This window comes from Brevundimonas sp. FV1ye28, assembly GCF_058681135.1.
In genome coordinates, this window is sequence record NZ_CM178731.1 from 1,703,748 (window position 1) to 1,723,646 (window position 19,899).

Annotated in this window: 14 protein-coding genes; 12 read left to right on the forward strand and 2 right to left on the reverse strand. The window is 68.8% G+C overall.

Annotation, left to right across the window (positions count from 1 at the left end; genetic code table 11):
- Positions 1–41 precede the first annotated feature (41 nt).
- Positions 42–1,193, reverse strand: a complete 1,152-nt coding sequence (locus tag ACW171_RS08435) for a glycoside hydrolase family 88/105 protein (protein ID WP_492092730.1) — start codon at positions 1,191–1,193, stop codon at positions 42–44.
- 142 nt (positions 1,194–1,335) lie between these two features.
- Between ACW171_RS08435 and ACW171_RS08440 the strand changes: the two genes are divergently transcribed.
- Together ACW171_RS08440 and ACW171_RS08445 are read left to right on the forward strand one after the other, a co-directional pair.
- Complete coding sequence (locus tag ACW171_RS08440) at positions 1,336–4,230, forward strand: TonB-dependent receptor (protein ID WP_492092731.1); 2,895 nt, start codon at positions 1,336–1,338, stop codon at positions 4,228–4,230.
- Between the two features lie 13 nt (positions 4,231–4,243).
- Complete coding sequence (locus ACW171_RS08445; protein WP_492092732.1) at positions 4,244–5,500, forward strand: alginate lyase family protein; 1,257 nt, start codon at positions 4,244–4,246, stop codon at positions 5,498–5,500.
- Between the two features lie 4 nt (positions 5,501–5,504).
- On the opposite strand, the gene ACW171_RS08450 is transcribed toward ACW171_RS08445, so the two are convergent.
- Complete coding sequence (locus tag ACW171_RS08450) at positions 5,505–6,266, reverse strand: FadR/GntR family transcriptional regulator (protein ID WP_492092733.1); 762 nt, start codon at positions 6,264–6,266, stop codon at positions 5,505–5,507.
- A gap of 74 nt (positions 6,267–6,340) precedes the next feature.
- Between ACW171_RS08450 and manD the strand changes: the two genes are divergently transcribed.
- The 10 genes from manD to ACW171_RS08500 all read left to right on the forward strand — a co-directional run bounded on the left by manD (position 6,341) and on the right by ACW171_RS08500 (position 19,698).
- Positions 6,341–7,609, forward strand: a complete 1,269-nt coding sequence (gene manD / locus ACW171_RS08455; protein WP_492092734.1) for a D-mannonate dehydratase ManD — start codon at positions 6,341–6,343, stop codon at positions 7,607–7,609.
- Positions 7,610–7,891: 282 nt separating this feature from the next.
- On the forward strand, positions 7,892–8,725 hold the full coding sequence (locus ACW171_RS08460) for an enoyl-CoA hydratase-related protein (protein WP_492092735.1): 834 nt from the start codon (positions 7,892–7,894) through the stop codon (positions 8,723–8,725).
- A gap of 182 nt (positions 8,726–8,907) precedes the next feature.
- Positions 8,908–10,542, forward strand: coding sequence for a TldD/PmbA family protein (locus tag ACW171_RS08465; protein WP_492092736.1), 1,635 nt, complete (start codon positions 8,908–8,910; stop codon positions 10,540–10,542).
- 22 nt (positions 10,543–10,564) lie between these two features.
- A complete protein-coding gene (locus ACW171_RS08470) occupies positions 10,565–11,899 on the forward strand; it encodes a TldD/PmbA family protein (protein WP_492092737.1) in 1,335 nt (444 codons plus the stop codon).
- Between the two features lie 28 nt (positions 11,900–11,927).
- Positions 11,928–12,635: a DUF4159 domain-containing protein gene (locus ACW171_RS08475; protein WP_492092738.1), complete on the forward strand. Its 708-nt coding sequence runs from the start codon at positions 11,928–11,930 to the stop codon at positions 12,633–12,635.
- A gap of 28 nt (positions 12,636–12,663) precedes the next feature.
- The gene (locus ACW171_RS08480) at positions 12,664–13,662 is read left to right on the forward strand and encodes an AAA family ATPase (RefSeq protein WP_492092739.1); all 999 of its coding nucleotides are present in this window, start codon (positions 12,664–12,666) and stop codon (positions 13,660–13,662) included.
- Positions 13,663–13,668: 6 nt separating this feature from the next.
- Positions 13,669–14,553, forward strand: coding sequence for a DUF58 domain-containing protein (locus ACW171_RS08485; protein WP_492092740.1), 885 nt, complete (start codon positions 13,669–13,671; stop codon positions 14,551–14,553).
- The gene (locus ACW171_RS08490; RefSeq protein ID WP_492092741.1) at positions 14,553–15,704 is read left to right on the forward strand and encodes a BatA domain-containing protein; all 1,152 of its coding nucleotides are present in this window, start codon (positions 14,553–14,555) and stop codon (positions 15,702–15,704) included. The genes ACW171_RS08485 and ACW171_RS08490 overlap by 1 nt, the downstream gene beginning before the upstream one ends.
- On the forward strand, positions 15,701–17,875 hold the full coding sequence (locus ACW171_RS08495) for a DUF4175 family protein (RefSeq protein WP_492092742.1): 2,175 nt from the start codon (positions 15,701–15,703) through the stop codon (positions 17,873–17,875). The genes ACW171_RS08490 and ACW171_RS08495 overlap by 4 nt, the downstream gene beginning before the upstream one ends.
- On the forward strand, positions 17,872–19,698 hold the full coding sequence (locus ACW171_RS08500) for a hypothetical protein (protein ID WP_492092743.1): 1,827 nt from the start codon (positions 17,872–17,874) through the stop codon (positions 19,696–19,698). Before ACW171_RS08495 ends, ACW171_RS08500 begins: the two co-directional genes overlap by 4 nt.
- Positions 19,699–19,899: the final 201 nt, after the last annotated feature.

Sequence of the window (19,899 nt, forward strand, 5' to 3'; positions counted from 1 at the left end):
AGGTTCACGGTATGGCGGCCTGACCGAAGCGTCAACTGGCCTTACCAATCATCTCGCAGGGCGACCTCCGATGCGGCCATCAGCAGGGCGCCGACGCCATAGAGCTGGGTGTCGGTCGCCGCGACCTGATCGGGCGCATAGCCGACCTGCTGCACCCAACCCAGACGACCATCAGCCTGGACCGCGCGATCCAGGGCCTGCCAGCCGCGCGAGACCGAAGGGCCGAAGGTCGCCTTGTCGAGCAGGCCGTGGTTCACGCCCCATGCCATGCCGTAGACGAAGAAGGCCGTGCCGCTGGTCTCGGGCGGACCGCCGGCGTCGAGCAGGGAGACGGGCCAGTAGCCCTCGGCCCCCTGCAGGCCGCGAATGCGCTCGGACATCTGCTGGAAGAGTTCGACGTAGGCGGCGCGTGACGGATCGTCGGTCGGCAGGACCTCTAGGATCTTGGCCAGACCGGCGTAGGACCAGCCGTTACCCCGGCTCCAGAAGACCTTCTCGCCGCTGGGCCCCGGCCGCCCGATGAAACGGCTGTCGCGATAGAATAGGTGATCTTCTGCGTCATAGAGCTGGGCGATCGTGGCCTGCATCTCGCGGTCGGCATGTCGCCAGTAGGCCTGTTCGCCCGTGACGCTGGACAGGGCGGCCCACACCGGCGGCGCCATGAAGACCGCGTCCGACCAGCACCAGCGGACCTGGCAGGACCGCTCGCCCCGCTCCTCGCCGAAGATCAGGGAGGCGTCGCTCGGCGCGGCGAGGACGGCGTCGAACCGGGCGCGGATCGGCGCCAGACGCTCGGCGCGCGCCTCGCCCTCGGCCCTGGCGGCCGACCAGACCCAGGCGTGACCGATGGCGTCGGCGTCGGCGTGACGCGGTCGGGGTCCGAAACCCCAGCCGTTGGCCTGGCCGTGAGCGACGACCGCGTCCGCGTAGCGCGCGTCACCGGTCAGGTCGGACAGGTCGGTCAGCCCGGCCCAGAAGGTGGCCTGGATCCAGTCGATGGGGTCTTCGGTGTGGTCTCGGAAGGTCGAGACGTAGTCGAACCTGTCCATGTGCGCGAGCTGCCAGTCGGCCACCCGACGCGCCTGGGCGACGACGGCGGGATCGGCCGCAGCCGGGCTGGCTTGGGCGCTGTCTGCGATCGCCAAAGCGAGCGCCGCCTGCGCGACGACGAGCACCTGTTTCAGTCCGAACATCTTCATCTCCCAATGCCGCTCCCGGTTGCTCCGGGATATTTTGGCCAGACCAATCTTGTCACCGGTGTCATTTCCGGTCTAGCCTGTTTTCAAGATCGCCCGGCCAACGGGCGCAAAGAAACGTCCTAGAGGGGAAATCACCATGACCACCGTATCGCTCCGCGCGGGCCGCGTCCTGCTTCTGTCGTCTGTCGCCTCGATGGCGATCACCACCGCCGCCTTCGCGCAGACCGCGCCGGACACGGCCCCCGCGCCGCAGGACGAGGAGTCCTCGGTCGACGAGGTCGTCGTCACCGGCATCCGCGCCACCCAGCGCAACTCCATCGCCGTGAAGCGCGAGACGGCGACCATCGTCGACGCCATCGTCAATGACGAGATCGGCTCCCTGCCCGACAACTCCGTCGGCGACACGCTGGAGCGGATCACGGGCGTCACCGCCGACCGGTTCAAGGGCAACGCCAATGAACTGTCGGTCCGGGGCCTCGGCCCCACCCTCTCCTTCTCGACCTTCAACGGCCGCGAGGTCTCGACAGCGGGCCCCGACCGTTCGGTCGCCTTCCAGCAGTTCCCGTCCGAGCTCGTGAACGGCGTTCTGGTCTACAAGTCGCAGCAGGCGGACTTCGCCGAGGGCGGGATCGCCGGCGTCATCGACCTGCGCTCGATCCGTCCGCTGGAAGCCACGCCGCGGCTCCAGGCCGAATACCGCGCCGTCTATCAGCCGAAGGACGACGCCATCCTGGGCCGCGACGGCATGGGCTACCGGGCCAATATTTCCTGGACCAACCGCTGGCTCGACACGGGCATCGGCGACCTGGGACTGAGCATTGGGTATCAGCATCAGGACCAGGCGGTGCCGGAGGACTATTACACCACCAACTCCGCCTTCATTCCCTGCGACACCTCGGCCAACAACCCGACCCTGATCACGGGCGCGGCGGCCCAGCAGACGGCGGCCGGAACCAGCTTCAACTGCGCCCTGCGCCCGAACCTCAGCGCCGCCAACCAGGCAGGGACCACGCAAGGCCCGCTCTATTTCGGCACCACCTCGCGGACCTTCCGCCAGATCAACACGTCCGAGACCCGCGACGGGCTGCTCGGCGCGATCCAGTGGCGTCCGACCGATCGCCTCGACTTCACCCTGGACGGCCAGTACTCGAACCGCTCCAGCCTCGAGAACCGCAACCAGCTCGCCATCACCGAAGCCGCGCGCGGCATCCGCCCCCTGATCATCGGCGGCCAGGGCAACGGTTTCTCGGACGGCGCCCTGATCAGCTACACCGGCAACTCCAACCTGGAGATTCAGCTCGAGGATCGCCTGCGCGAAGAGGAATACATCGGCGGCGGCCTGTTCACACGCTGGCAGGGTGATCGCCTGACGCTGACGGGCGATATTTCATACTCGCAGTCGCACCGCACCGAGCTGCAGAAGGCCACCAACATGCGGTCCAACCGTCGGGCGGTCTATACGCTGGACGGCACGGACGACGCGGTCCCCAGCGTGAACTTCGTCGATTTCGACGTGAACAACTCGGCGAACTTCCTGGTCGCCACGCCCGCCGCCAACACCAACTATGCCCGCTATCGTCTGGTCACCGACCGCGAGGACGCGATCGCCGCCGCCCGCGTCGACGGGACCTACGACCTGGGTGACGAAGGCTTCTTCCGCTCGATCGGCTTCGGCGCCCGGGTGTCGGAACACACGCGTGAGACAGACCTGAGCAACAACGCCGACGTCTCCATCCCGATCGCCCGCGACGGCATGACGGCCGCCCAGATCGTCGCCCAGGCCAACAGCCAGTGCCGGGTTCCGTTCGCCACCACCGACTTCATGAGCGAGTCCTCGACCAACATCCGGTCCTGGGCCCAGTTCGACAACGACTGCCTGTTCCGCGCCTATACCGGCCGCGAGACCAACCCACTGCTGGCCGACTCGCGCGGGCCGGAGGACATCGACGTCACCGAGACGATCAGCGCCCTCTATGCGATGACTTCCTTCGGGACCGACTGGGGCAATATCCCCGTCAGCGGCAATGTGGGCCTGCGCTACGTCTCGACCCAGGTCGAGGCGCGAGGCTTCCGTTCCGCCGTCACGGTCACGCCGTCGATCGCCGGTTCGGCCGCGACCATCGTCGTCGTGCCGGGCACCCTGACCCAGATCACGGGCGAGGGCGACTACGACTACTGGCTGCCGAGCGCCAACCTCAACTTCGACCTCAGCGACCAAGTCCGTCTGCGCTTCGGCGTGTCGCGCGCCATCGCCCGCGTCGGCATCGAGGAGTTCAACGTCGGCATCAACCCGATCGTCGATGCGACCGCGACCACCGTCGCCGGCGTCCTGGCCAACTCCCAGACAGGCAACCCGAACCTGAAGCCGCTGGAAGCGTGGAATTTCGACAGCTCGCTGGAGTTCTATCTGAACGCCGACACCAGCTTCTCGATCGCGCCCTATTACAAGCTGGTGAAGGGCGCCGCCTTCGATGCGGTGCAGCCGTTCACGACCTCGATCATCGCCAACGGCGTCGAGGTCACCTTCAATGCCGTCGCGCCGGCCAACGACACCGAGCAGCGCCACCTGTACGGGGTCGAGCTGTCGGCCAGCCACGTCTTCACCAATCTGCCGGGCCTGTGGAGCGGCCTTGGCGTCTCGGCGGGCTATAACTATGCCGAGGCCGATTTCGAGTTCCCCGACCCCTCGGCGGTCGCTCCCTATGTCGATCCGGCCAACCTGCGCGGCCTGTCGCGTCACAGCGGCAACGCCTCGGTCTTCTGGGAGGGCACCGGGCTCCAGCTGCGCGCCGCCTACCGTTACCGTTCGGACTATTCCAAGCCCAACAGCTCGACCAACCGGGGCGTCCAGGGCGCAGGCTATCTGAACCTCTCGGCCAGCTACCGGATCAACGAGCACATGCAGCTCAAGGCCCAGGCCCTGAACGTGCTCAACGAGCGGGACATCCTCTACAAGGCCGGCGAGGACTCGATTACCGAGGTCAGCGAAAGCACGCCCCAGATCTATGCCGGCATCGTGTTCCGGTACTGATCGCGACAGGCCGATGATCCGCTCATCCCTCCTCGCCGTCGTCATGGCCGTCGTCGCAACCGCGACGCCGGTCCTGGCGCAAACTCCGGTCTGCGAAGGCTCGATGGGCTATGCCTCGGCCTTCGACGGCCGCCGCACTTTCCTGTGGCGGCCCGACTGGCTGGAGACGGTCAAGGCGCGGATCGCCACCGACGCGACGCTCCAGCCCGCCCGCGCGGCGATGCTGGCACGCGCGAACGCCGCCCTGGCGCGGGGGCCCTACACGGTCGTCGACAAGACCCAGATGCCCGCCAGCGGCGACCGGCACGACTATATGAGCATGGGCCCCTACTGGTGGCCCGACCCGGCCCAGCCGGACGGCCTGCCCTATGTCCGGCGCGACGGTCAGTTCAATCCGGAACGCGCCACCAACGCCTTCGACCTGAGCGATCTGGAAGACATGAGCCAGGACGTCCAGGCCCTGTCGCTCGCCTATTACTTCACCGGCGATGAGCGTTACGCGACCCAGGCCGCGGCCTTCATCAAGGTCTGGTTCCTGACGCCCGAAACCCGGATGAACCCCAACTTCAACCACGGCCAGGCGGTGCCGGGTCGCGTCTCCGGTCGCGCCGAGGGGGTCATCGACGCCACCCGCCTGGTCAAGGTGGTCGAGTCGCTCGGCCTGCTGGATACGTCCACCGCCCTGACCGACGCGGATCGGGCCTCGCTGCGCGACTGGTTCGCCGACCTGGTCCAATGGATGGCCACCAGCGAGATCGGCCGCGCCGAGAAGGCCGCCACCAACAACCACGGCATCTACTACGACATGCTGATCTCGGAGTTCGCCCTCTACGCCGGGATGGACGAGGTCGCCCGGGCGATCGCCGAGCGGTTCAAGACCGCCCGCATCGCGCCCCAGTTCGCCACGGACGGCAGCCTTCCGCAGGAGCTGACGCGCACCCGGTCGCTGCACTATTCGACCTGGACGCTAACGGCCTCGTTCGACCTGGCCCAGCTCGGCCAATGCGTCGGCGTCGATCTGTGGAACTGGCAAGGCGACGACGGCCGGTCGCTGAGGAACGCGACGACCTTCATGGCCCAATGGGCCGGTCGCGAGACCGAATGGCCCTGGCCCGAACTCGACAAGACCGAGACCATGGGCCTGTACGAAGTCTTCCAGCGCGGGGCATGGGCCTGGGGCGACGCGGGGCTTGCAGCCGACGCGGCCCTGTATCGCGAACGGAACGCCGAACTCGACCTGAACCTGCGACTGCCTGCCTATGCGCCCTGAGCGATCAGATCGCCGAGCGGCGGGCCATTTCCTGGCGCCGCGCCGCGACGTCGGAGCGGGTGCGTTCCAGGGCGTCCATCTCGGTCGCCGTCAGCAGGCCCTCGATCACGCGTCCCAGATGGCTGTGCATCGCGGCGCGGGCCGCCTTCGGATCGCGCGCGATCAGGGCGTCCAGTATCTCGCGGTGATCCTCGATCAGGGGACGAACCCCAACCTGACGCGCGCGGGCCAGCATGGCCGCGCACAGGGGCGAGCGGTAGCGCAGGTCCCACAGGTTCTCGACCACCATGACGATGGCGGAGTTGCGGGTCGCCTGGGCGATGGTCCGGTGGAAGGTCCGGTCCGCCTGTTCGCCGATCGGCGAGGCCAGGGTGTTCTCGCCGACCATCTGGGCCAGGATGACTTCCAGCTCGGCCAATTCGTCATCGGTGATGGCGCTGGCGGCGAGCGCACAGGCTTCGCCCTCGAACAGGCGCCGCGCCTCGGTCAGTTCGAAGGCGCCGATATCCAGTTCCGGCGCAGGCCCCGTCGCCGGCGCTTCCGTCACATAGATGCCCGACCCCGGACGCGCCTCGACCAGGCCGCGGATTTCCAGCGCGATCATGGCTTCGCGCACTGTCGGACGACTGACGCCGAACTCTTCGGCCAGGTCCCGTTCGGACGGGAGCCGCGCCCCGACGGTGTACTGCCCTGCGGCGATCCCGGCGGCGACCGAGGTCGCGACCTGCTGATAGAGTTTGCGGGTGTCTGCGGTCGATGTGGTCATGCCGCTTTCGTTCTAGTGTCCTTGTCCGGGTCAGACCAGTGCGTCCGATCCGCTCCCCTGCTTTCGAGTATCCGATGATCGACCGTTCCCTCGCCGCCGTCCCCCCGACTTCGCCGCGCACCGCTCGCGCCACGGCGACGATCACCGACGCCCGCGTCGTCGTGACCTGCCCCGGCCGCAACTTCGTCACCCTGAAGATCACCACCGCCGACGGGACCTATGGCCTGGGCGATGCGACGCTGAACGGGCGTGAGCTGGCCGTGGTCGCCTATCTCGAAGAACACATCGTGCCCCTGCTGATCGGCAAGGACGCGCACCGGATCGAGGACATGTGGCAGTTCCTCTATCGCGGGGCCTACTGGCGCGGCGGGCCGGTCGGCATGACCGCCATCGCCGCCGTCGACGTCGCCCTGTGGGACATCAAGGCCAAGATCGCGGGCCTGCCGCTGTACCAGCTGCTTGGCGGCGCCTGTCGCGACGGGGTCACCGTCTACGGCCACGCCAACGGCTCCAACATCGAAGAGACGGTGGCCGAGGCCCTGCGCTACCGCGAACTGGGATATCGCGCGATCCGGCTCCAGTCCGGCGTGCCGGGGCTGAAGAGCACCTACGGCGTGTCGCACGACAAGATGTTCTACGAGCCGGCCGACGCCGACCTGCCGACCGAGAATGTCTGGTCGACCGAGCGCTACATGAAGACGGTGCCCGAACTGTTCGCCGCCGCGCGTGAGGCGCTCGGCTGGGACGTGCATCTTCTGCACGATGTCCACCACCGCCTTACCCCGATCGAAGCCGGGCGGCTCGGCAAGGATCTGGAGCCCTACCGCCCCTTCTGGCTTGAAGACGCCGTCCCGGCCGAGAACCAGGCCGCCTTCCGCACCATCCGCCAGCACACCACCACGCCGCTGGCCGTCGGCGAAATCTTCTCGAACATCTGGGACTGCAAGACCCTGATCGAAGAGGGTCTGATCGACTTCGTGCGGGCGACCGTGGTCCACGCCGGCGGCATCACCCACCTGCGGCGGATCGCGGCGCTCGCCGATCTGCACCATGTCAGGACCGGCTGTCATGGCGCCACCGACCTGTCCCCGGTGACGATGGCGGCGGCGCTCCATTTCGGCATGTCGATCCCGAACTTCGGCCTGCAGGAATACATGCGTCATACGGCTGAGACCGACGCCGTCTTCCCGCACGAATACGGCTTCGAAGGCGGAATGCTGCACCCCGGCGACGCGCCGGGCCTCGGCGTCGATCTGGACGAGGCGCTGGCCGCCGAACATCCCTATCGCCGGGCCTACCTGCCGGTGAACCGCCTCGAAGACGGGACGATGTTCAACTGGTAGGCCGGCCCCGGATGCCTGCCGTCGCTCCCGTACGAATTTATTCATTCCTGGTTCTTGCGGCCGTCCACGGCGTCGCCATCTTCCGCGCCGGTCTTTGACAAGTCCGCCGCCGTCTTGAGCCACGATCGTGCGCGACTCTGTCGAGTCTATTTTGGAGTCGCGCAAGGCCCATCCGGGACTTGGCGACACGGCCGCATGTGTCATGGTCGCTGCACGCATCGGGGACATCGGCCGGAAGCCCTGCTGATGACCTGTCGTTCCAATGTGAAAGACGCCTGATCCATGCCCAGCTTCGAGATCACCCGCGACGGTCCGGTCGCCCACCTGCGTTTCACCCGGCCCCAGGCGTCCAACGCCATGGACATGGACTTCTGGCGCCGCTTCGGTCCCGAGCTGAAGGCGCTCGATGCGTCGGGCCAGGTCCGCGCCCTGGTGATCTCCGGCGAAGGCAGGAACTTCTGCGCGGGGATGGACATCTCGATCTTCTCGGACGGGGCGATCCTGAACGCCGACAAGGCCAGCGACCGCCAGGCCTTCCACCAGACGGCGCGCGATCTGCAGGACACCCTGACCACGCTGGAGAAGGTGCGCTTCCCGGTCATCGCCGCGATTCAGGGGGCCTGCGTCGGCGGCGGCCTCGACCTGATTGCCGCCTGCGACATCCGGCTGGCCAGCGCCGACGCCTACTTCCGCATCGAGGAGATCAACATCGGCATGATGGCCGATATCGGAAGCCTTCAGCGCCTGCCCAAGCTGATGCCCGCAGGCGTGGTGCGAGAGCTGGCATTCACGGGCGCCACCCTGGGTGTCGAGCGGGCCGAGCGGTTGGGTCTGGTCAACGCTATCCACCCCGATGCCGAAGCGGTCGTGGCTGCCGCCCTCGACATGGCCCGGGCGATCGCATCGAAGGCGCCGCTGGCCGTCTCCGGTTCAAAGGCCGCTCTGAACCACGCCCGCGACCACACTGTCGCCGAAGGACTGGAATGGATCGCGGTGATGCAGGGTTCGCTCTGGAGCCCCGCCGACGTCATGGCCGCGATTCAGGCCCGCATGGCGCGAACCGAGGGCGAGTTCGCGCCGCTGGCGCCGCTGCGACCGTTTGACCCTGCAGTCTGAAAGCCCCGCCGACACTGAAGCCGGCGTTAAGAGTTCGTAATGATCGGCCAGAACGGCGCCCAGGGTTTGACCTGTGTCATCCGCCTGTCAAAGATGCCGCCCGCGTGACGAGGGGGCTCCATGCGATGCCCGCTCACCCCGCCTGATCGCCCTCGCGACAGGCCCTTCGGTGGAGAGAAGCCTTGGATAGACGTTCATTCCTCGCCGCGTGCGGCATTGGCGCGGGGGGGCTTCTGTTGCCCGGGTTCGCCGGACAGGCGATCGCCGCGTCGCAACTGACCGAGACGATCGAGATCGCGGTCAAGAAGCGTCTGGCGGATGCAGGCCTCAGCGCGGCAGCGGCCGCCGGTGCCACCTACTGCGACGTTCGCGTGGGCCGCTACATGCGCCAGTTCGTGATCACACGCGAAGCCAACGTCCAGAACATCGTCAACACCGAATCGACCGGCACGGGCGTGCGCGTGATCGCCGACGGCGCCTGGGGCTTCTCGGCCACCAACACCATGACGCCTGAAGCCGTGGCCGAGGCGGCTCGCCTCGCCGTCGCCATCGCCAAGGCCAACGCCAAGAACCAGACCCAGCCGGTCCAGCTGGCCCCGACGCGCGGCGTAGGCGAGATCGCCTGGAAGACGCCGATCCGTCGCAACGCCATGGAAGTGCCGATCGCCGAGAAGGTCGAACTTCTGCTGGGCGTCAACGCCGCGGCGATGAACGCGGGCGCCAACTTCGTCAATTCCCAGCTCTTCCTCGTGAACGAGCAGAAGTATTTCGCCAGCTCGGACGGGTCGTACATCGACCAGGACGTGCACCGCATCTGGGCGCCGTTCACGGTCACGGCCATCGACCAGACGACCGGCAAGTTCCGCACCCGCGACGGCCTCTCGGCCCCGATGGGTCTGGGCTACGAATATCTGGACGGCAACGCCGCCGACCAGATCGTCGCCTCCAACGGCGTGGTCAGTTACGGCATGTCCTATGACATGACCAAGGACGCCGTCGCCGCCGCCGAACAGGCGCGCGAGAAGCTGACGGCCACCTCTGTCCGCCCCGGCTCCTACGACCTGGTTCTGGATCCGAACCACCTCGGCCTGACCATCCACGAATCGGTCGGTCACCCGCTCGAGCTGGACCGCGTCCTGGGCTACGAGGCCAACTACGCCGGCACCTCCTTCGCCACCCTCGACAAGCGCGAGAGCCGCTTCCAGTACGGCTCGGACATCGTCAACCTGTTCGCCGACAAGACCCAGGTCGGGTCGCTGGGCGCCGTCGGCTATGACGACGAAGGCGTTCAGTGCAAGGAATGGAACCTGATCGAGGCCGGCAAGCTGGTCGATTATCAGGCCACGCGCGATCAGGCGCACATCCTCGGCAAGACCGCCTCGGATGGCTGCTCCTACGCCGACAGCTGGTCGACGGTTCAGTTCCAGCGGATGGCCAACGTCTCGCTGAAGCCGGGCACGACGCCGATGAAGGTCGACGACATGATCTCGAACGTCGAAAACGGGATCTACATCCTGGGTCGCGGCTCGTTCTCGATCGACCAGCAGCGCTATAACGCCCAGTTCGGCGGCACGCTCTTCTACGAAATCAAGAACGGCGAGATCACCCGGCCGCTCGAAGACGTCGCCTACCAGATGCGCACGCCGGAGTTCTGGAACGCCTGCTCGGCCATCTGCGACGAGAGCGACTACCGCATGTTCGGCTCGTTCTTCGACGGCAAGGGCCAGCCGAGCCAGGTCTCGGCCGTCAGCCACGGCTCGTCGACGACCCGCTTCGACGGCATCAACGTCATCAACACCGCGCGTTCGCTCGGTTGATCGGACCTCGGGGAAAAATCCAATGACCATCATGACGGAAGCCGAGGCCAAGACCATCCTCGACAAGGTGATCGCACTGTCGACCGCCGACGAATGCACCGCCCAGCTGGGCGGCGGCACCGAGGGCAACATCCGCTTCGCCCTCAACAACGTGTCCACCTCGGGCGTGGTCTCCGACGTCGAGCTCGGCGTCCAGGTCGCGTTCGGCAAACGGGTCGGGACGGCCACGATCAACGAGTTCTCGGACGAGGCCCTCGCCCGCGTCGTCAAGCGCGCCGAGGACCTGGCCAAACTGGCCCCTGAGAACCCCGAGTTCGTCCCGGCGGTCCAGAAGCAGACCTATCGCGCCACCGACACCTACAACGCCGCCACCGCCGCGATCACGCCGGAGAACCGGGCCGAGATCGCCCGCGCCTCGATCGATCCCTGCAAGTCGCAGAACCTGATCGCGGCCGGCTTCCTGAACGACAGCAAGGGCTTCACCGCCTTCGCCAACTCGAACGGGAACTTCGGCTACCAGCGCGCGACAAGCCTGAACTACACCTGCACGGTGCGCACCGAAGACGGTCGTGGCTCCGGCTGGGTCGGGCGCAGCCTGAAGGACGCCGGCGACTTCAACGTCGACAGCGACATCCAGATCGCCATGCGCAAGGCCTCGGCCTCTTCCGAGGCTCAGGCCCTGGAGCCCGGCAAATACACTGTCATCCTGGAGCCCGTCGCGGCCGCCGGCCTGATCTCCTTCATGTTCAACTTCTTCGGCGCCCGTCAGGCCGATGAAGGCCGCAGCTTCCTGTCCAAGGCCGGCGGCGGCAACAAGATCGGCGAACAGGTCTTCGACCCGCGCGTCACCTTCACGGCCGACCCGTGGCACGACGAAGCCCCGGTCCTGCCGTGGGACGGTGACGGCCTGCCGCGCGAGCGGATGGAGTTCGTCAAGGACGGCGTGGTCACCAACCTGAACTACGGCCGCTACTGGGCCGAGAAACAGGGCAAGACCGCCAACGCCACCCCGGGCAACCTGATCATGTCGGGCGGCACCAAGTCGATCTCGGACCTGGTTCGCGAGACCGAGCGCGGCATCCTGGTGACGCGCACCTGGTACATCCGGATGGTGGACCCGCAGACGGTGCTGCTGACCGGCCTGACCCGCGACGGCACCTTCTACATCGAGAACGGCGAGCTGAAGTATCCGCTGAAGAACTTCCGCTTCAACGAGTCGCCGGTGATCATGCTCAACAACATCGATGAGCTGGGGCGTCCGGTTCGTGTGGCGGGCGACGAGAGCAGCCTGGCCATGATGATCCCGCCGATGCGTCTGCGCGACTTCACCTTCACCTCCCTGTCCGACGCCGTCTGACTTAGGAGAGCGTGTGTCGAGTTCGAGTATGACACGCGCCGAGGCCCTTCGACTGCTGACCGGCGGCGCGCTGGGAGCCCTGCTTGCAGGCCTCCCTCGCGCCGCCGACGCGCAGGCGACCTATGATTTCTGGTTCACCCGCCTGCGCTACGATTCCGGCGACTGGGATGTGGATCAGAGGATGCCGGCCAACATCCTGACGTCCCTGGTCGACTACACCAACCTGCGGGTCGATCCCGAAGAGAGGATCGTAGCCCTGGCCGATCCGGCCATGCTGACCGCCCCCTTCTGCTACCTCGCCGGCCACAAGCTGGTGGAGTTCAACGCGGCCGAGGCGCGCAACTTCGAACGCTATGTGCGAAATGGCGGCTTCGTCTTCGTGGACGACTGCAACCACGACATCGACGGCCTGTTCGCCACCTCGTTCGAGCGTCAGATGGCCTCGATCTTCGGCACCGACGCCCTGAAGAAACTGCCCAACGACCACGGAATCTATTCGAGCTTCTTCGAGTTCGAGGACGGCCCGCCCGCGACCAGTTTTGAACTGAACGGCTGGGGCGACGACCTCATCCACGACTACCTCAAGGGCATCGAGATCGATGGCCGGCTCGGCGTCCTGTATTCCAACAAGGATTACGGCTGCGAGTGGGACTACGACTGGCGCAACAAGCGCTTCCTGGCCGAGGACAACACCAAGTTCGCGGTCAACATCATCCTCTACGCCCTGACAGCGTGACCCGCTTACCCTCCTCCCCGGAACTTCTATGACCACGCCCACCCAATCCGAGATCGACGCCAGGCTGGCCCAGCTCGGCAAGCTCAAGGCCGCCATCGGCCAGGCCATCGTCGGCCAGAACGAGGTCGTCGAACAACTGCTGATCGGCCTCCTCGCCGGCGGCCACTGCCTGATCGAGGGCGTGCCCGGCCTCGGCAAGACGCTTCTGGTCCGCACGCTGGGTCAGGCCCTGCATCTGGAGTTCCGCAGGGTACAGTTCACCCCCGACCTAATGCCGTCGGACATCTTGGGCACCGAGGTGCTGGAGGAGGATCACGGCACCGGCCATCGATCTTTCCGTTTCCAGCCGGGCCCGGTCTTCACCAACCTGTTCCTCGCCGACGAGCTGAACCGCACCCCGCCCAAGACGCAGGCCGCCTTGCTCGAAGCCATGCAGGAGCACACGGTCTCCTACGCCGGCGTGACCCACAAGCTGAACGAGCCCTTCTTCGTCTTGGCGACCCAGAACCCGCTCGAACAGGCCGGCACATACCCCCTCCCCGAAGCCCAGCTTGACCGCTTCCTGCTCAACATCCGCGTCGGCTATCCTACGGCCGAGGAAGAGCGCGCCATCCTGGTCGCGACGACGGGCTCAGGCATCGGCGCCGTGCCCCAGGTCATGGTCGGCGAGGACATCGTCGCCCTGCAGAAATGGGTGCGCGACGTCTATGTCGGCGAGGCCCTGCTGACCTGGATCACCGATCTGGTCCGCGCCACCCGCCCCTCGGCCGAAGCTCCCAAGGCGGTTCAGGACTACGTCCGCTGGGGTGCCGGTCCGCGCGCGGGTCAGGCCCTGGTCCTGGCCGCCAAGGCGCGCGCCCTGCTGCACGGCCGTCTCGCCGCGACGCGCGAGGACGTCGTCGCCTTGGCGGCCCCGGTCCTGCGTCACCGCATCCTGCTGTCCTTCGCCGCCGAGGCGGAACGCAAGACGGCCGACGACGTCGTCGCCGCCCTGGTCGCCGCCCTGCCCGCGCCCAAGCCCGACTGATCAGGCATGTCGCCGCTCGACCTGCCCCCGGAGTTGCGCAGCCGGCTACGCCGCCTGTCCATCGTCCCGCGTCGCGCGGCGGTGCTGTCGGCGTCCGGGATGCACGACAGCCGCAACAAGGGCGGCGGGCTCGAGTTCGCCCAGTACCGCGCCTATGAGCGCGGCGACGACCTCAGAGCCATCGACTGGAAGCTCTACGCCCGGTCGGACAAATTCTTCGTCCGCGACGCCGAGCGCGAGAGCCCGGTCGCCATCTGGATCGTCCTCGACGCCAGCGCCTCCATGGCCCAGGTCGACATCGCCCGCCCCGACTGGTCCCGTTTCGACGCCGCCCGCCGCCTGACCGCCAGCCTGATGGAAATCGCCCTCTATCAAGGCGACCGGTTCGGGCTGGTTGTCGAGAGCGCCAGCGGTCCCATGGTCCTGTCGCCCGGCTCGGGCGGCCGTCACCGCGACCGGGTCCTGATGAGCCTCGCTCCGCTGAAGGCCTCGGGCGCCGCCGACTGGACCCGCGACGTCGGCGTGTTCGGCGAGCAGATGGGCGCGCGCGACATCATCGTCGTCCTCACCGACGGCTTCGACGAGGGCTGTATCGCCACCGCCGAACGCCTCGCTGCCTCGGGCCGCGACATCTGCCTGATCCAGATCCTGACGGGCGACGAGCGCGACTTCCCCTTCGAGCAGGGCTACCGCTTCCACGATCCGGAGACGGGCGCCGAACTGTTCGGCGACGGCCGCGCCCTGCGCGCCGACTTCATCGCCCGTTTCGCCGCCGCCCGCGCAGCCCTCGCCGCCCGCCTCGAATCGCGCGGCATTCGCCACGTGGAGCACTTCATCGACGAGAGCCCGGACATTCCGATCCGTACCCTGTTCCGCCCGACCGGTCGCTGATGAGCCCGGCCCTTCTCCTCCCCGCCGGCCTCGCCGCGCTTCTGGCCCTGGCGATTCCGGTCGTCATCCACATCGCGCGCCGCACCGAGAGCCGCACCGTCGACTTCGCCGCCCTGCGCTGGCTCGACGCCGCGCCCAAGCCGCGTCGCAGCCTGATGATCGACGAGCGGCTGCTGCTCGCCGCCCGCCTGATTCTGCTTACGCTGATCGCCCTGTGGCTGGCCGCACCGGTGCTGTGGAATGCCGCCGACGATCGTCCCGTCGTCGCCATTGCGCCCGGCTCCGACGCCGCAACCATCGCCGCCGCCACGGAGAAGGGCGACCGCGTCGTCTGGCTGGTGCCCGGCTTCCCTGAGCACGGTGCCATTGGCCCCGCCGCACCCGATGATGTGGTCAGCCTGATCCGCCAGCTCGACGCCGAACTGCCGCCGGGGGCACCGGTCAAGCTGGTCGTTCCCGCGACCCTGGACGGTGTCGACGCCGAACGCCCCCGACTGTCCCGCCGCGTCGAATGGACCATCGGAGCCGGGGTCCCCGCCCGCCGCGTCCCCGCGCCTCGCCCCATCGCCCTGACCGTCCGCTCTGCCCCGGAAGCCGAGGACGCCGTCCGCTATTTCCGCGCTGCCGTTGCGGCCTGGACGCCCGCCGACGCCACGCCCGACTTCGACGCCGAGCCGATCGATCGCGCCGTGCCCGGCAGCGCCCGCCACCTGATCTGGCTCGGGGCCGGCCCCGTCCCGGCGCCCGTCGAAACCTGGGTCCGTGACGGCGGCGTCATCCTGACCGCGCTCGAAGCCCGCATCCCCGTCGAGGGCGAGACCGTCCCCGTCTGGCGCGGCACGGCGGGCGAGCCCCTCGCCGTCGCCGGTCGCCTCGGACGCGGTCGGGTCATCCGCTTGACCCGCGCGCTGGAGCCTGCCGCCATCCCGCAGCTGGTCGAGCCCGGCTTCCCGGACGTGCTCGCGGCCATGCTCGACCCGCCCCCCGCGCCCGCCCGCGTCGCCGCCGCCGACCACGCGCCCCTGACCGGCGCGGCCCCCTACGATCAGCCGCCGCTCGACCTGCGGCCCTGGCTGGCCTTGCTGATCGCCCTGGTCTTCGCCGGTGAGCGGTATCTGGCCACCCGTCGCCAGAGGGCGGTCGCGCCATGACCGCCGCGCCCGTCCTGCTGAACCACCAGAGCGCGGCCCGCACCCGCGCCGGTCTGGACACGGCCGCCCTCGGCCTGCCCGCCGTCCTCGTCGTCGTGGCCCTCGGCTGGCGCCTGTCCGGCGGGACCGGCGCAGTCGTCGTCGCCGTCCTCGGTCTGATCGTCCTCGCCGCCGTCGCCGTCTGGCGTTCGCGCCGCTTCGACCTCCGTTGGCTGATCGGCGAACTCGATGCCCGCATCCCCCGCTTCGAGGACTCGACCAATCTGCTGTTCCGGGACCGCGCCGACCTCGCGGGGCTCGCCGCCCTCCAGCGCGACCGCCTCGAAAGCCGGGTGCACGAGGCCGCAGCCGTCGACCTCCGCCCCGGCTGGTCCCAGCGGCCCATCGCCGTCGCCTGGGGCGCGGCCGTCATCCTGATCGCCGTCATCCTGTTCTGGCCGGCCTCGAACGGAGCCGACACCAGGTCAGCCGCCGCCGCCCGTCCCGCCACCGCCGCCAATCCTCCCGTCCTGACCGGCGCCCGTCTGCGCATCACCCCGCCCGCCTACACCGGCCTGCCCGTGCGCGAGCAGACGGCGCTCGACGCCCGCGTGCCCGAGGGCTCCCGCGTCGAATGGCTGATCGACTTCGCGCCTCAGCCCAGCTCCGCCGGTCTGGAGTTCCCGGAGAACACGCCCGTCTCCCTGATCCGTGACGGCGCCCGCTGGACCGGCGCCCGGATCGTTGATCGGCCCCTGCTCTACCGGATCGAGGCGCCGGGTCTGGCCCAGCAGCGCCTCAACCGCCTGGACGCCGTCGCGGACGCCGAGCCCGTCGTCCGTCTGGTCGAGCCGCAAAGCCAGCTGATCCAGCTGACCCCCGGTCAGACGACCTGGACCCCGGTGTTCGAGGCCAGCGACGACTACGGCGTCATCGAGACCGGGACCCTGCGCATCACCGTCACCAAGGGCGACGGTGAGAACATCACCTTCGAACAGCGCACCATGCCAGTGCGTGGCCAAGGCTCGGCGAAACAGATGCGGTTCTCGACCGCGCTGAACCTTGCGCGCGAAGGCATGGCGGCGGGCAGCGACCTGATCGTCCAGCTGGTGGTCACCGACAACCGCAACCCCGAGCGCCACACGGTCGAGGGCCCCAGCGTCATCCTGCGTTGGCCCACCAACCTCGCAATGGCCGAGGGGCTGGACGGCATGGCGATGCGCGTCATGCCCGCCTATTTCGCCAGCCAGCGCCAGATCATCATCAATGCCGAGGCTCTGATCGCGCGTCGCCGCACCCTGACGGGCGATCCTTTCATGGACGCCTCCAACGTCATCGGCGAGGAACAGGCCGTGCTGCGCCTCCGCTACGGCCAGTTCATGGGCGAAGAAGCGGAGGGCGGCGGTTCGAGCGGCGGCAGCATCGCCCTGCCCACCGCCGACGAACCGGCTCGGCCCGCCTTGCCGACCGCCGATGATCCCGCGCCCGCCCGCCCCGCCGCCCATGACGATCACGACGACCATGAGGGCGAGGACCACGCCGACGAACCGGCCGGAGGGGCCATGGGGGCCGAGGTCGATGTGCTGCACGAGTTCGGTCACGCCCACGACGACCGGGACGTGGCGACCGTGTTCGAACCCCGCACGCGCTCGGCCCTCGCCCGCGCGCTCGACGCCATGTGGGCCTCCGAACGCGAGCTGCGTCAGGGACGACCGGAGCAGGCCCTGCCCCACGCCAACGAGGCGCTGGAACTGCTGAAGGAGGCCCAGCAGGCGACGCGTATCTTCCTCGGCCGGGTCGGATCGGACCTGCCGCCGGTGGACTTCTCGCGGCGTCTGACCGGCGAGCGCGAGGGGATCGTGGCGCGCGACCCCGAACGGCCGGACCGCCCCGCCGCCGACGCCGTGGCCGCCGACGCCTGGCGGGCGCTCGAGGAACGGCCGGGCTCCAGCGCGGCGCCGCTCGCCCTGGGCGCTCTCGACCGCTGGGCGCGCGAGAACGGCGGCCGCCTCGCCGACCCGCTGGCCCTGCGCGCCGCCATCGACACGGTGCGCAACGAGCCCGCCTGCCTCGCCTGCCGCCGTCGCCTGCGCGCCCTGTTGTGGACCGCCCTGCAGCGCCCGGCCCCCGCGCCCGGCCGTCGCGAGGCCCCCCGGGCCCGCGGTGAGCGCTATCTGGACGCCCTGCGATGAACCTCGCCAGCCCCACCTTCTGGACGGCCCTGGTCATCGTCGCGGCGGTGATCCTGAGCATCGTGCGCCTGATTTTGTGGCACAGGAGGGCCGAGACCCGGGGACCGCGCTGGCGGACCGCCGCGCTGATCGGGCTCAATGTCCTGGCGGGTGCGCTGCTGTGGCTGACCCTGAACCCGCCCGCGTCGATCGTGCGCACCGGGACGCTGATCGTCGCCACGGCGGGAAGTCCCGGAACGATCCCGACCGCGTCGGGTGATGTCCTGGTGGCATTGCCCGAGGCCGGGCCGATCCCCGGCGCGACCCGCGTTCCCGACCTCGCCACGGCCCTGCGCCGCTATCCGACCCCGGCGCGCATCCGGATCCTCGGGCAGGGTCTGACGCCGCGCGACCAGTCGCCCCTGCCTGTGCCGGTCGCGTTCGCGGCGCCGCCCCTGCCGCGCAGCTTCACCGACCTGTCCATCCCCGAGCCGACCGCCCCCGGCGCGACCTTCGTGGTCGGCGGACAGGTGGGGTCGGTCGCCGCCGGGAGCGTCGAACTGATCGATCCTGCCGACGAGGTCGTGGACACCGCCCGCATCGTCGCCGGAGAGCGGTTTGCGCTGACGGCCGCCACCCGCGCGCCCGGTCTGGCCTTGTTCACCCTGCGGCTGCGCGATCCGTCGGACGTCGTGATCGAGCAGATCGCCGTGCCGGTCGAGACCGTGGTCCAGACCCCGCCCCGTGTCCTGGTGCTGGCCGGAGCGCCGGGCGCGGAGACCAAATACCTGCAGCGCTGGGCCGAGGATTCCGGGATCGAACTGAGCGTCGATATCGACATCGGCGGCGGGATCCAGCTCGGCGATCCGCCCCTGCCGCTGACCGCCACCACGTTCGGCGACCTCGACCTGGTCGTGCTCGACGACCGTCGCTGGGAGGCGCTGAGCGGAGGGCAACGCGCGGCCCTGACGGCGGCCGTCAATGGCGGCATGGGGCTGTTGCTCCGTCCGACCGGCCCGCTTTCGGCCGCGACGCGTCGCGACTGGGCGGGGCTGGGAGCCAGGCTGACGGGCGGCGACGAGGCCGTGCCCTTCCGGCTGGATCCGCCGGAGCAGGCCGCTGTCGATACCGACGTTCCCGCCGATCTCGAGGAGGCCGACGCCCTGCCTGAATTGGCCCGCCGCGACCTGACCGACGAAGGCTCCGGTGCCGTCGCCTTGCTCCGTGACGCCGACGGAAACGCCCTGGCCAGCTGGCGCACGCGCGGGCGTGGTCGGGTGGGGGTCTGGACGGTGACCGACAGCTATGCCCTAGTCCTGATCGGACGCCCGGATCGCTATGGCGAGATGTGGAGCGCGCTGTTCTCGGAGATCGGGCGCGCCGGGGATGACAGCCGGGCCGAGGTCCTGGGCATGGCCCGCGCCGGCCAACGGATCGCCCTGTGCCGGCTCGACGGCGAGGCGAACGTCCTGGGCCAGGACGGCCGCGCCCACGGCCTGCGGATCGACCCGGCGACCGGCGACCGCGCCTGCGCCGCCTTCTGGCCGGAGCAACCGGGCTGGCACGTCATCCGCGACGGCGAGGACCGCCAGACGCCCTTCTATGTGCAGCCTGCCGATGCGGCCCCGTCGCTGGTTTTGGCCGCCGATCGGTCGGCGACCCTGGCGCTGGCGGGGACGGCGCCCACGCGGGCGGCGCCGGCTTCGACCTCCCAAGCCCCCGGTTCGCCCTGGCCGTGGTTTGCGGGACTTCTGGTGGTGCTGTCAGGCCTGTGGTGGCTCGAGCGGAACAGGGACATCGGCGGCTGGGTCCGGTCCCTGCGAGCACGGCTCACGCGTCGCTAGACCGGACTTGCCGCGCGACTCCGAAAATAGACTCTACAGAGTCGACAGAGTCGCGTCGGTTCCGATGGGGAGACGATGAGACCTGTCAAAGACCACACGCGTCAGATGGGAGGATCTGCTCCGGGTGCAAGGCAGATCGCGGAATAAATTCGCAGATGTCGGTTTCGCACCGTCGCCTCCGGCGGGTAAAAGTTACCCGCC

Coding starts and splice junctions, on each gene's coding strand:
- ACW171_RS08490 (WP_492092741.1), top strand. CDS start 14,553: ATGAGCCCGGCCCTTCTCCTCCCCGCCGGCCTCGCCGCGCTTCTGGCC.
- ACW171_RS08440 (WP_492092731.1), top strand. CDS start 1,336: ATGACCACCGTATCGCTCCGCGCGGGCCGCGTCCTGCTTCTGTCGTCT.
- ACW171_RS08450 (WP_492092733.1), bottom strand. CDS start 6,266: ATGACCACATCGACCGCAGACACCCGCAAACTCTATCAGCAGGTCGCG.
- manD (WP_492092734.1), top strand. CDS start 6,341: ATGATCGACCGTTCCCTCGCCGCCGTCCCCCCGACTTCGCCGCGCACC.
- ACW171_RS08485 (WP_492092740.1), top strand. CDS start 13,669: ATGTCGCCGCTCGACCTGCCCCCGGAGTTGCGCAGCCGGCTACGCCGC.
- ACW171_RS08470 (WP_492092737.1), top strand. CDS start 10,565: ATGACCATCATGACGGAAGCCGAGGCCAAGACCATCCTCGACAAGGTG.
- ACW171_RS08500 (WP_492092743.1), top strand. CDS start 17,872: ATGAACCTCGCCAGCCCCACCTTCTGGACGGCCCTGGTCATCGTCGCG.
- ACW171_RS08445 (WP_492092732.1), top strand. CDS start 4,244: ATGATCCGCTCATCCCTCCTCGCCGTCGTCATGGCCGTCGTCGCAACC.
- ACW171_RS08480 (WP_492092739.1), top strand. CDS start 12,664: ATGACCACGCCCACCCAATCCGAGATCGACGCCAGGCTGGCCCAGCTC.
- ACW171_RS08495 (WP_492092742.1), top strand. CDS start 15,701: ATGACCGCCGCGCCCGTCCTGCTGAACCACCAGAGCGCGGCCCGCACC.
- ACW171_RS08475 (WP_492092738.1), top strand. CDS start 11,928: ATGACACGCGCCGAGGCCCTTCGACTGCTGACCGGCGGCGCGCTGGGA.
- ACW171_RS08460 (WP_492092735.1), top strand. CDS start 7,892: ATGCCCAGCTTCGAGATCACCCGCGACGGTCCGGTCGCCCACCTGCGT.
- ACW171_RS08435 (WP_492092730.1), bottom strand. CDS start 1,193: ATGTTCGGACTGAAACAGGTGCTCGTCGTCGCGCAGGCGGCGCTCGCT.